The organism is Stenotrophomonas sp. GL_111, from assembly GCF_057835245.1.
The window spans coordinates 2,830,444-2,842,356 of the sequence record NZ_CM174421.1 but is presented as its reverse complement, the minus strand read 5'-3'; the positions used below and the strand labels follow the sequence as shown (position 1 = coordinate 2,842,356).

Genomic DNA, 11,913 nt, shown 5'->3' with positions numbered 1-11,913 from the left:
GGCACGCTCTTCAAAGGATTCCCCGTGAGTACTTCCAGCGCCCTCGACAGCTTCCTGGACAAGTGGCGAACCCGCTGGCCGGAATGGTCGGTGGCCGAACCCTTCGTGCCCGAGGCTCAGCGCAACACCGTGGTGGCCTGGTTTTCCCTGTTGCAGGAATTCGACGACATCCTCAACACCAGCGGCGACCCGATGCCGTCCGACGCCAAGCTGGCCTGGTGGGGCGAAGAGCTGCGTAGCTGGTCGGCGCAGCGTTCGCGGCACCCGCTGGGGCGGTTGCTGGAGCCGGTGCGTGCGCCGTGGGCGGCGCTGGCCGAAACCTTGCCGGACCTGATCGAGGCGCGTGCCGCGCCACTCGACCCGGCCCAGGCGATGCGCGCGTTGCAGGCCTATGCCGCGGCCGTGGCCGCGGTGGAAGCGGTGATGTTTGATACGCCCGCGCGCGGCGACGTGGCCAGCCCGGTGCTGCTGCAGACGCTGGCGCAGCGCCTGCACGAGGCGGGGGTGGCGGCAGTGCCGCGTTCGCTGCTGGCCGCCGATGACGGCAACGCCGCCCAGCAGTGGGCGCAGCAGCTGCTGGCGAAATGGCCCGCCCGCGTGGCCGGCCCGCGTCCGCGCCGCATGTATGCCTCGCTGGCGCGCACGCGCCTGCAGGCCAGCGCCCAGGGGCGTGAACTGCAGGCCACGCCGATGCGCACGTTGTTGCGCACCTGGTGGGCGGGGCGGGGCTGAGGAAAGCACCGACCAACGGTCGGTGGCTGCCGGTAGAGATGCGAGGAGCCGGCCAGCGGCCGGCACTACTCACTTGCCGCGTTCGAGCACCAGCAGCGGATCGATGCGGGTATCGAACCAGTTCATGCCCCAATGCAGATGCGGGCCGGTCGCACGCCCGGTGGCACCCACCGCGGCGATCACTTGGCCCTGCTCAACCCGATCGCCCACCTTCACGTCGATGCGTGACAGGTGCAGGAAATTCGAGCTGATCCCGAAGCCGTGATCCAGCAGCAGGGTGCCGCCGGTCAGGTACAGGTCCGGGCCGGCGAAAGTCACCACGCCGGCCGCCGGCGCCTTGACCGGGGTACCGGTCGGCACCGCGATATCCATCCCCGAGTGTCCCGCGCCGGGCTGGCCGTTGTAGACCCGCGCATTGCCGAAGCGGCCGCTGATGCGACCCTGCACCGGCCAGATGAAGGCCTGGGCGAAGTCGGCGCGGTTGTCGTCGCGCACACGTGCGGCGGTAACCTGGGCCTGCTCGCGCTTGATCCGTTCGGCAATCGCCGGTGGCGGATTGACCGTCTTGGGCGGCACGCCGTTGACCCGTTCGGTGGGCCAGTCACGCGCGGTCACCGCGATGCTGACCGTGTCACTGCCGCCATCCGGGCGCTGCACCTGCACCTGCAGCGGGCCCTTTTCGTCGCGACCGATGCCGAACACGACACTGCCGTAGCCGCTCACCCGCAACGTGCGCCCGGCGTACTGCACCACGCTGCCGGCCGGCACCTTGCCGATGACCATCGCACCTTGTGAGGCGCTGGCCGGGAACACCACGCGTGCGTCGGCCTGGGCCACGGCGGGCGAGGGCAGCATGCTGCCCATCACCGCGACACCTACGGCCGCCAGGGCCGCACTCAACACCCGTGCCCGCATCAGCGGTCGAAGCTCATGCGCTGGCCGTTCGGCGCACCCACCAGCTGGGTACCGTCCCAGGCCAGCTGGCCGTTGACCCAGGTCGAGGCGATGCGCGAGCGGAAGGTGGTGCCTTCAAACGGCGACCAGCCGCACTTGGACAACACGTCCTCGCGCTTGACCGTGAACGGCACATCCTCGACCAGCACCAGGTCGGCGAAGTAGCCCTCGCGCAGATAGCCGCGCTGGCTCACGTCGAACAGCTGCGCCGGGGCATGCGCGAACTTCTGCACCACCTGGGTGATCTCCAGCTTGCCTTCGTGCACCAGCTCCAGCGCGGCGACCAGTGCGTACTGCACCAGCGGCAGCCCGGACGGGGCCTGGGAGTAGGGCTTCTGCTTCTCTTCCCAGGTGTGCGGGGCGTGGTCGGTGGCCAGCACATCGATCACGTCCTCGGCCACGGCGCGGGTGAGCGCTTCGCGGTCGCTGACTTCCTTGATCGCCGGGTTGCACTTGATCAGGTTGCCCAGCCGCGCGTAATCGGTGCGGTCAAAGCGCAGGAAGTGGATGCAGGTTTCGGCGGTGATCTGCTTGCGGCTGCCATCGGCGCGGATCAGCGGGCCGCGTTCGAACAGCTTGAGTTCGTCGGCCGTGGAAATATGCAGCACGTGCAGGCGGGTGCCGTGCTTCTTCGCCAGCGACACCGCCAGCTCGGAGGACTTCAGGCAGGCCTCGCGCGAGCGGATGTCCGGGTGCTGTTCGGCACTGAGCGCATCGCCGTACTTCTCGGCGTACTCCTTGGCCTTGGCGTCGATCATCGGTGTGTCTTCACAGTGGGTGATGATCGGCGTGGGCGCGTCGCGGAAGATCGCGTCCAGGGTGTCCGGGTTGTCCACCAGCATGTTGCCGGTCGAAGCGCCCATGAACACCTTGATGCCCGGTGCAGTCTTGGGGTCCAGCGACTGGATGTGGGCCAGGTTGTCGTTGCTGGCGCCCATGTAGAAGCCGTAGTTGGCGCGCGCACGCCCGGCCGCAGCGTCGTATTTGGCCTGCAGGATCTCGGCGTTGAGCGTGGGCGGGTTGGTGTTGGGCATGTCCATGAAGCTGGTCAGGCCACCGGCCACGGCCGCGGCCGATTCGGTCGCGATGTCGCCCTTGTGGGTCAGGCCCGGTTCGCGGAAATGCACCTGGTCATCGATCATGCCCGGCAGCAGCCAGCGGCCGGCGGCGTCGACCACGGTTTCGCCAGGGCGGGGTTCCAGGCCGGCGCCGATCTGCGCGATGCGGCCATCTTCGATACGCAGGTCGCCCTGGGTGATGAGACCTTCGTTGACCAGGCGGGCGTTGACGATGAGCGTGGAGGACATTTCAGTGTTTTCCTGTGCAGCGGCAGGCAGGATCGTGCGCGGCGCGCGGTGGCACCTCGTCGATACCACCGGGATGGAAGGGATGGCAGCGGCCCAGCCGGCGCGCGGCCAGCCAGCTGCCGCGTACGGGACCATGGGTGGCGATGGCTTGCATGGCGTATTCAGAACAGCTGGGCATGAAGCGGCAACGCGGCCCCAGCAGCGGGCTGATGAAGCGCTTGTAGAAGCGCAGCAGGGCGATGAGCAGGCGTGAGATCACCTGCCAATCTTAAGGCAGTTGGCATGAAGGGCGCATTTGTCGCAGGATGGGACGTTGGCTCCGTCCGCATCCACGCGCGCGGCGGGGTCGCCCCGGTGTTGTCACCGGGTCAGGTACCGAACTGCGCAGCTCGGTCCGCCCACCAGGGCGACCGGCGCCACGCCTTTGACTCCGGGGCTGAACGGAGCAGGCGGTGTGGTTGCTGCTGCTGGTCGGGTAGGCTATAAAGGCCCGCTTTCCCGGGCCCCGGGGAATCCAAGGAAGAGCGTTTCGTGGCTGCTAAAAAAACTGCAAAGAAGGCCGTCAAGGCCGCCAAGAAAACCGCCAAGCCTGTTGCTAAGAAGTTGGCGGCCAAGTCCGTTGCCAAAAAACCGGCCCCCAAGCCGGCTGGCAAGCCTGCATCCAAACAACCGGCGGCCAGGACGGCACCCGTGAAAAAATCGACCGCCAAGGCCCCGGCCAAGGCAGTGAAGAAAGCCGTGGCCAAAAAGCCAGTCGCCAAGGCGCCGGTCAAGAAGGTCGCGGCCACCAAGCCGGCGGTTGCCAAGAAGGCTGCCGTGGCCAAGCCGTCCAAGCCGGTCGCCAAGGCGCCGGTCAAGAAGGCCGCCGCCAGCAAGCCGGTGGTGAAGAAATCCGTGAAGCCGGCAATGTCCAAGCCGGCCTCCAAGCCCGCACCGGTCAAGCAGGTGGCAGCCAAGCAGCCGCCCGCCAAGCCGGTGAAGGCCAGCAAGACTGCCAGCAAGCCCGTGGCAGCCAAGCCGGCGCTCAAGCCGGTTGCAGCACCCGTAGTGAAGTCCGCACCGAAGCCGGCTCCGCCGGCACCGGCCAAGTCTGTCCCGGCCAAGAGCGCGGCCAAACCTGTTACCCCGCCGGCGTCCGCGCCGGTGCCGGTGAAGGCTGCCGCCGCCTCCAAGGCCCCGCAAAACAAGAATCCCGTGCCCGTTTCGAAATCGCCTGCAAAAACCCCCGCCAAGTCCGAGTCCGCCCCCAAGCCCGTGTCGCGTCCGGTCGGCAAGGTCGCCGTTGCCGTGGCAGCGCGTTCGTCCGCCCCGGCCCCGCGCACCAAGGTCAAGGTGGTGGAATACAAGACTGACGAAGCCACCGGTCGTCCGATCCTGCCCGAAGGCTACAAGCCGAGTGCGGAAGAGGAATACATGAGCCCGCTGCAGCTGGAGTATTTCCGCCAGCGCCTGCAGCACTGGCGCAATGATCTGGTCGAGGAATCCAAGCAGACCATCGCGAACCTCCAGGAAGAAGTGCGTGACATCGGCGATGAGGCCGAGCGCGCCACCCGCGAGACCGAGAACTCGCTGGAACTGCGTACCCGTGATCGTTACCGCAAGCTGATCGGCAAGATCAACAGCACGCTCAAGCGTCTGGAAGATGGTGACTACGGCTACTGCGTGGACACCGGCGAAGAGATCGGCCTGGATCGTCTGGAAGCCCGCCTGACTGCAGAACGCACCATCGACGCCCAGGAGCGTTGGGAGCACATGCAGAAGCAGCAGGGCGACTGACCGTTACCTGCGTTGTGACATGAATAAGCCCGGCTTCGGCCGGGCTTTTTCGTGGGAGCGATCCGGGCCGCGGATTGGATCACTGCAGATCGCGCAGATTCAACTTCCGCAGCGTCGGGTTCTTCCAGGCGGTGATGCCGGCCACGCTCAACACCGCGAACCCGCCCAGCACCACGGCGGGCACCAGGCCGAGCAGCTTGGCCATGGTGCCGGCGTAGAACGCGCCCAGTTCGTTGGACGAGCTGATGAAGATGCCGTTGATGGAGGACACCCGGCCGCGCATTTCCTCCGGGGTGGCCAGCTGCAGGATGGTCGAGCGGACCACGACGGAGACCCCATCGAAGGCGCCGTAGAACAGCAGGATCAGTGCCGACAGCCAGAAGCTGTGCGACAGCCCGAAGCCGATCACGCACAGGCCGAAGCCGGCCACGGCGAACAGCAGCACGCGCCCGGCGTTGCGTTGCAGCGGCCGGCGCGCGAGCCACAGGCCCACGCATACCGAGCCCAGCGCCGGGGCTGCGCGCAGGATGCCCAGGCCTTCCGGGCCGTGGTGCAGGATTTCATGCAGGAACGCGGGCAGCATCGCCACCACGCCGCCGAGCAGTACCGAGAACATGTCCAGCGCCATCGCGCCGACCATGATCCGGTTACCCAGCACGAAGCGGCCGCCCTCGGCGATGCTCTTGAAGATCGGCGCGGCCGGGCCGGTGTGGACCGGTTCGGACACGCGCAGCGCCACCAGGCAGCCCAGTGCGAGCGTGGCCACGGCGGCAGCCACGCCATAGGCGACGCCCTTGCCGCCCCAGGCCACCAGCACGCCCCCCAAGGCCGGGCCGAGCACCATGCCGGCCTGGAACACCACCGCGCCCACGCCCGCACCACGGGCGTACTGCCGGCGTTCCAGCACCCGGGCGAACAAGGCGTTGTAGATCGGCGACAGGAACGCGCGGACCATACCGGTCAACGCGACGGCGGCGTAGATCGGCCACACGCCGTGGAAGGGCAGCCAGCCCTGGGCGACGGCGGTCAGCACCACGGCGGTGAGGACCAGCCCGCTGCAGGCCGCGATGCCCAGCCTGCGCCGCGGCAGGTGGTCCACCAGGTAGCCGGCGAACGGGGCCACGCAGAAGAACGGCAGCACCTCGGCCAGGCCGACCAGGCCCAGCGAGAACGGATTGCGGGTGACTTCGTAGATGTGCCAGCCGACCGTGACCGCCACCACCTGGTAGGACAGCATCGCGCAGATTCGGTAGGCCAGCACCAGCGAGAAGCCGGGCCGTGCCAGCAGCTGCAGCGTACTTTCGCCTTCTTCGGCGACCGGGCCGGCACTCACGATTGCGCTTGCTGCGACTGCGCGGTCTCGCGGATGAAGGCCAGCATCGCCGCCACGCCGTTGCTGCGGGTGGGCGACAAATGGCGCGACAGCCCGATGTCCTGGATGTAGCTGGGCTCGGTGGCCAGGATCTCGGCGGCCGAACGCCCGGAGTAGACGCGCAGGGCCAGGTAGATCAGCCCGGACACGATGGCCGAGTCGCTGATGGCGTGGAAGCGCAGGGTCTCGGCGTTGCCTTCCGGCACGATCCAGACCATCGACTGGCAGCCGAGCAGGCGGTGCTCTTCGCTCTTCCAGGCCTCAGGGAAGGTCGGCAGCTTGCGGCCCAGGTCGATCAGGTACTGGTAGCGCTCGGACCAGTCACCGAAGAAGGCGAATTCATCGGCGATGGCGGCCTGGGCTTCGGCAGCCGTAGCTTCAAGCGGGAACGGGGATGCGGTGGTCATGGGGGACTCCAGGCCGGTGTTCGCCTTCCGTGGTCGGGCCGTGATGGTTCAAGGGATGCACCGGCCGTCCGTGGCCGGGTCTGTGTGGGGGTCGATCAGCGCCTGCGCACCCAGCGCACGCCCTGCGCGGTGTCTTCCAGCACGATGCCCTCGGCGGCCAGCTGGTCGCGGATGGCATCGGCACCGGCGAAGTCGCGGGCCTGCTTGGCCGCGCTGCGTGCGTCGATCAGGCCCTGGATGCGGGCATCGTCGTCGGCGTCGCCCGGGGCGTTGCCGAACCACGTGGCCGGATCCTGCTGCAGCAGGCCCAGCGCCAGGCCGGCGCCGAGCAGGGCCGATTTCCAGCGGGCCTGCTCGGCCGGCGCGGCCTTGCGCGCTTCGCCGGCGATGCGGGCCAGTTCGGCCAGCGCCTGTGGCGTGTTGAGGTCGTCGTTCAACGCGGCCTCGATCTCGGCCGGAATCGCAGCAACCGCCGCGACGTGCGCCAGGTCGCGCAGGGTGCCGTACAGGCGGTCCAGGGTGCGCACCGACTGTTCGATCAGGCCATCGGACCAGTCCAGCGGCTGCCGGTAGTGGGCCGACAGCAGCGCATAGCGCAGCGCCTCGGGCGCGTGCTGGCGGACCAGGTCGTGGACGCGCTCGATGTTGCCGATCGACTTGCTCATCTTGGCGCCGCCGAAGTTGAGCATGCCGTTGTGCAGCCAGAACCGGGCGAAGGTGCGGCCGCCATGGGCGCATTCGCTCTGCGCGATCTCGTTCTCGTGGTGCGGGAACTGCAGGTCGACGCCGCCGGCATGGATGTCGATGGTTTCGCCCAGGTGCGCGGCGGCCATCGCCGAGCACTCGATGTGCCAGCCCGGACGGCCGCGGCCCCAGGGCGAGTCCCAGCCGGGCAGGTCGTCGCTGGAGGGTTTCCACAGCACAAAGTCGCCCGGGTCGCGCTTGTAGGGCGCCACATCCACGCGCGCGCCGGCCAGCATCTCGTCCGGGTCGCGGCCGGAGAGCTTGCCGTAGTCGGCATAGGAGGCCACCGAGAACAGCACGTGGCCTTCGGCGGCATAGGCATGGCCGGCGGCGATCAGCTGGTCGATCATCGTGACGATCTGCGGAATGTGCGCGGTGGCTTCCGGCTCGATGTCCGGCGGCACCACGCCCAGCGCGGCCATGTCTTCACGGTAGGCCGCGGCGAACCGGTCGGTGATGGTGGAGATCGGCACGTTCTGCTCGCGCGCGGCGGTGTTGATCTTGTCGTCCACGTCGGTGATGTTGCGGGCGTAGCGGAGGCCGCCGAAGCGGCGCCGCAGCAGGTCGGCCAGCACCCCGAACACCACCGGGCCACGGGCATTGCCGATATGGACGTAGTTGTAGACCGTGGGGCCGCAGACATACAGGGTCGGACAAGCCGGATCGATCGGGGTGAACGGTTCGAGCTGGCGTGTCAGGTTGTTGTGCAGGCGCAAGGTCATGGGGGCCGTGGGGCAGGGGGGCAAGCCTTCGATTTTAGAGCACAACGGCGGCCAGCGCTGGCCCTTGGGCGCCTGAAGGGCCGGGCCGGTGGGTGGGGGGCTATGGGCAGAATCGTCGCGGAAGGGTAATGTTCAGCCCCTTGTGCCTGTCACTGCCTAAACTATCCACCTTGTCCTCATTCCTGTTGCCAATGAAATCCGCTTCGTTGTTGACGCTGGCCTGCCTGCTGGGAAGCGCCGCCTTCATGGCGTGCGCCCAGGAGGGCGAGTCCCGTAACCGGGTGGTGATCGTGGAGAACGTCAAGTTCGACTACGCGCAGGTGCTCAACGTCGAGCCGGTGTTCCAGACCCTGCGGGCCACCCGCACCGAAGAACACTGCGAGCCGATCTCCACCCGCACGCTGGCCCCGGTCAACGTGACCGGGGAAGAGCCCCAGGAAGACAAGGGCCGCTTCGGCCGCTTCATGGACTCGGTGCGCTCGATCTTCCGCCGTGAAGACGGTACCGAGGAAGAGATGGCCCCGGTCGCCGAGGCCCACGCGCCGGCTGCCAACAACGGCCCCCTGCTGACCCGCGACTGCCGCATCATCCCGGTCGGCCGTGAGTTCCGCCGCCCGATCGCCTATGACGTGGACTATGTCTACAAGGGCACCAAGTACCGCTCGCGGTTGCCCGAGGATCCGGGCAACCGGCTGAAGATCCGGGTCTCGGTCACCCCCTGGATCGGTGCCGAGCAGGGCGGCGTCGGCACGCCCTAGCGCCGGTGTAGCGGCCATCGGTAGATGCCGGCGGCCGGATGCGACATTCAGGTCTTGCACCCGCCCCGGGTGCATGCAAAGATGGGCGGCCATGAAACTCACCGACTTCCAGCACGACACCAGCGCCGCCCGTATGGCTACGGGCATGACGTCGCGTGCCCGCCGACCGGAACCCCACATTTTCGCTGGGTAACCGGAGCTTCGTGCTGTCTGTTCGGAAAACCCAGCCCCCGTGCTGGGTTTTTTCGTTTCTGCGTTTTGAAAAGTTTCATCTGTATTTGTTTTCCTGAGCCATGAACGCGCTTCGGCGCCCCCGAAAGGATCGATCGATGTCCCTGAAGCACTTCCTGAACACCCAGGATTGGAGCCGCACTGACCTGGATGCCCTGCTGACCCAGGCCGCGTTGTTCAAGCGCAACAAGCTGGGCGACGAACTCAAGGGCAAGTCGATTGCCCTGGTGTTCTTCAATCCGTCCATGCGCACCCGCACCAGCTTCGAGCTGGGCGCGTTCCAGCTCGGCGGCCACGCCATCGTGCTGCAGCCGGGCAAGGACGCATGGCCGATCGAGTTCAACCTGGGCACGGTGATGGACGGCGACACCGAGGAGCACATCGCCGAAGTGGCCAAGGTGCTGGGCCGCTACTGCGACCTGATCGCGGTGCGCGCCTTCCCGAAGTTCATCGACTGGGCGCAGGACCGCCAGGACCTGGTGCTCAAGAGCTTCGCCAAGTACTCGCCGGTGCCGGTGATCAACATGGAAACCATCACCCACCCGTGCCAGGAACTGGCCCACGTGATGGCGCTGCAGGAACACTTCGGTACCCAGGACCTGCGCGGCAAGAAGTACGTGCTGACCTGGACCTACCACCCCAAGCCGCTGAACACCGCGGTGGCCAACTCGGCGCTGACCATCGCCACCCGCATGGGCATGGACGTGACCCTGCTGTGCCCGACCGCCGACTACATCCTGGATGACCGCTACATGGGCTGGGCCGAGGACAACGTGGCCGAGAGTGGTGGCTCGCTGAAGATCAGCCACGACATCAACAGCGCCTACGCCGGTGCCGACGTGGTGTACGCCAAGAGCTGGGGCGCGCTGCCGTTCTTCGGCAACTGGGAGCCGGAAAAGCCGATCCGCGACCAGTTCAAGCACTTCATCGTCGACGAGGCCAAGATGGCGTTGACCAACAACGGCGTGTTCAGTCACTGCCTGCCGCTGCGCCGCAATGTGAAGGCCACCGACGGGGTGATGGACTCCGAACAGTGCATCGCCATCAACGAAGCCGAGAACCGCCTGCATGTGCAGAAGGCGATCATGTCGGCCTTGATGGGGCGTTGATCGAACGTATCCAACGGTGCAGCCACGCGTGGCGTGGCTCTACCTGCCCCACCCGAATTTCATTACCGCATTCCCCTACTGGACCTGACCCCCATGAGCAATAAAGACATCGTCCTGGCCTTCTCCGGCGGACTCGACACCAGCTTCTGCGTGCCCTACCTGCAGGAGCGCGGTTACAACGTGCACACCGTGTTCGCCGATACCGGCGGCGTGGATGACGAAGAGCGCGATTTCATCGAGAAGCGCGCCGCCGAGCTGGGCGTCACCAGCCACGTCACCGTCGACGGTGGCCCGGCGATCTGGAACGGCTTCGTGAAGCCGTTCGTGTGGGCCGGCGAAGGCTACCAGGGCCAGTACCCGCTGCTGGTCTCGGACCGTTACCTGATCGTGGATGCCGCGCTCAAGCGCGCTGCCGAACTGGGCACCAACATCATTGCCCACGGTTGCACCGGCATGGGCAACGATCAGGTCCGTTTCGACCTGGCCGTGAAGGCGCTGGGCGACTATCAGATCGTCGCGCCGATCCGTGAAATCCAGAAGGAACACACCCAGACCCGCGCCTACGAGCAGAAATACCTGGAAGAGCGCGGTTTCGGCGTGCGTGCCAAGCAGCAGGCCTACACCATCAACGAGAACCTGCTCGGCCTGACCATGTCCGGTGGCGAGATCGACCGTTGGGAAGCGCCGGGCGAGGGTGCCCGTGGCTGGTGCGCACCGCGCAGCGCCTGGCCGATCGAGCCGCTGACGGTGAAGCTGAAGTTCGTCGAAGGCGAAGCGGTCGAGCTGGACGGCAAGGCCCTGCCGGGTGAGCAGATCCTGGCCAAGCTCAACAAGCTGTTCGCCTCGTATGGCGTTGGCCGCGGCGTGTACACCGGTGACACCGTGATCGGCCTGAAGGGCCGCATCGTGTTCGAAGCCCCGGGCCTGGTCTCGCTGCTGGCCGCGCACCGCGCGCTGGAAGATGCGGTGCTGACCAAGCAGCAGAACCGCTTCAAGCCGGACGTGGCGCGCAAGTGGGTGGAGCTGGTGTACGAAGGCTTCTACCACGACCCGCTCAAGACCGACATCGAAGCCTTCCTGAAGTCCTCGCAGGCCAAGGTCAACGGTGAAGTGGTGCTGGAAACCCGCGGTGGCCGTGTCGATGCGGTGGCGGTGAGCTCGCCGCACCTGCTCAACACCAAGGGTGCCACTTACGCGCAGTCGGCCGACTGGGGCGTGGAGGAAGCGGAAGGCTTCATCAAGCTGTTCGGTATGAGCTCCACGCTGTATGCGCAGGTCAATCGCTGATCGATTGATCGACGTGTCCGGCGGGTGCGCGCTACCCGCCGGGCGTTGAACCGGACCGAGACCATGAACCTGCACGTCTGCACCGATAAACAGCGGCTCGATGTCGCGCTGATTCACAAGTATCTCTCGACCCAGGCCTATTGGAGCGAAGGGATTCCACGCGAAACCGTGCAGCGGGCAATCGACGGCTCGTTGTGCGTTGGCGGTTACCTGGACGATGGCAGCCAGGTGGCCTTTGCCCGGGTGATCACCGACGGTGCGACGTTCGGCTACCTGGCCGATGTGTTCGTCTTGCCCGCCCACCGCGGGCGCGGCTACAGCACGGCGTTGATCGAGGCGTTGCTGGCGCAGCCGGCGCTGCAGGGTCTGCGCCGTTTCATGCTGGCCACCCGCGACGCGCATGGCCTGTACGCGCGTTTCGGGTTCGCTGCTCCGGCGCGTCCGGAGCTGCTGATGGAAATAGCGCGACCCACGATCTACCAAGATGCGGCCGTTGCCGCAGTGAAGGATTGAC

The 11,913-nt window shown here is 67.0% G+C and carries 12 protein-coding genes; 6 read left to right on the top strand and 6 right to left on the bottom strand.

What is annotated here, in order from left to right:
* Nucleotides 1–24: 24 nt before the first annotated feature.
* Complete coding sequence (locus AC3IPM_RS12700) at nt 25–732, top strand: squalene/phytoene synthase family protein (protein WP_489300243.1); 708 nt, start codon at nt 25–27, stop codon at nt 730–732.
* Nucleotides 733–801: 69 nt separating this feature from the next.
* Here the strand turns inward: AC3IPM_RS12700 and AC3IPM_RS12695 are convergent, their stop codons facing one another.
* From AC3IPM_RS12695 to yidD, 3 genes are read right to left on the bottom strand one after another with little or no spacing between them, the layout of a single operon-like run.
* Complete coding sequence (locus AC3IPM_RS12695) at nt 802–1,647, bottom strand: M23 family metallopeptidase (protein WP_489300242.1); 846 nt, start codon at nt 1,645–1,647, stop codon at nt 802–804.
* Nucleotides 1,647–2,993, bottom strand: a complete 1,347-nt coding sequence (locus AC3IPM_RS12690; RefSeq protein WP_489300241.1) for a dihydroorotase — start codon at nt 2,991–2,993, stop codon at nt 1,647–1,649. Before AC3IPM_RS12690 ends, AC3IPM_RS12695 begins: the two co-directional genes overlap by 1 nt.
* Nucleotide 2,994: 1 nt before the next feature.
* A complete protein-coding gene (gene yidD / locus AC3IPM_RS12685) occupies nt 2,995–3,252 on the bottom strand; it encodes a membrane protein insertion efficiency factor YidD (RefSeq protein WP_489300240.1) in 258 nt (85 codons plus the stop codon).
* A 272-nt stretch (nt 3,253–3,524) separates the two neighbouring features.
* On the opposite strand from yidD, the gene dksA reads away from it, so the two are divergent.
* Complete coding sequence (dksA, locus tag AC3IPM_RS12680) at nt 3,525–4,769, top strand: RNA polymerase-binding protein DksA (protein WP_489300239.1); 1,245 nt, start codon at nt 3,525–3,527, stop codon at nt 4,767–4,769.
* A gap of 79 nt (nt 4,770–4,848) precedes the next feature.
* Here the strand turns inward: dksA and AC3IPM_RS12675 are convergent, their stop codons facing one another.
* The 3 genes from AC3IPM_RS12675 to cysS all read right to left on the bottom strand — a co-directional run bounded on the left by AC3IPM_RS12675 (nt 4,849) and on the right by cysS (nt 8,014).
* Nucleotides 4,849–6,102: an MFS transporter gene (locus tag AC3IPM_RS12675; protein WP_489300238.1), complete on the bottom strand. Its 1,254-nt coding sequence runs from the start codon at nt 6,100–6,102 to the stop codon at nt 4,849–4,851.
* Complete coding sequence (locus AC3IPM_RS12670) at nt 6,099–6,548, bottom strand: SufE family protein (RefSeq protein ID WP_489300237.1); 450 nt, start codon at nt 6,546–6,548, stop codon at nt 6,099–6,101. Before AC3IPM_RS12670 ends, AC3IPM_RS12675 begins: the two co-directional genes overlap by 4 nt.
* Nucleotides 6,549–6,643: 95 nt before the next feature.
* Nucleotides 6,644–8,014: a cysteine--tRNA ligase gene (gene cysS, locus AC3IPM_RS12665; protein WP_489300236.1), complete on the bottom strand. Its 1,371-nt coding sequence runs from the start codon at nt 8,012–8,014 to the stop codon at nt 6,644–6,646.
* A 191-nt stretch (nt 8,015–8,205) separates the two neighbouring features.
* Here cysS and AC3IPM_RS12660 point away from each other — a divergent pair, with 191 nt between their 5' ends.
* From AC3IPM_RS12660 to AC3IPM_RS12645, 4 genes are all read left to right on the top strand, one after another.
* Nucleotides 8,206–8,772 carry a hypothetical protein gene (locus AC3IPM_RS12660; protein ID WP_489300235.1) on the top strand — a complete coding sequence of 189 codons (567 nt, stop codon included), beginning with the start codon at nt 8,206–8,208 and terminating at the stop codon, nt 8,770–8,772.
* Nucleotides 8,773–9,101: 329 nt separating this feature from the next.
* Nucleotides 9,102–10,112 carry an N-acetylornithine carbamoyltransferase gene (locus tag AC3IPM_RS12655; RefSeq protein WP_489300234.1) on the top strand — a complete coding sequence of 337 codons (1,011 nt, stop codon included), beginning with the start codon at nt 9,102–9,104 and terminating at the stop codon, nt 10,110–10,112.
* Nucleotides 10,113–10,205: 93 nt separating this feature from the next.
* Nucleotides 10,206–11,399, top strand: coding sequence for an argininosuccinate synthase (locus AC3IPM_RS12650; protein WP_489300233.1), 1,194 nt, complete (start codon nt 10,206–10,208; stop codon nt 11,397–11,399).
* A 63-nt stretch (nt 11,400–11,462) separates the two neighbouring features.
* Entirely contained in the window at nt 11,463–11,912 is a 450-nt protein-coding gene (locus tag AC3IPM_RS12645; protein ID WP_489300231.1) for a GNAT family N-acetyltransferase, read from the top strand.
* Nucleotide 11,913: the final 1 nt, after the last annotated feature.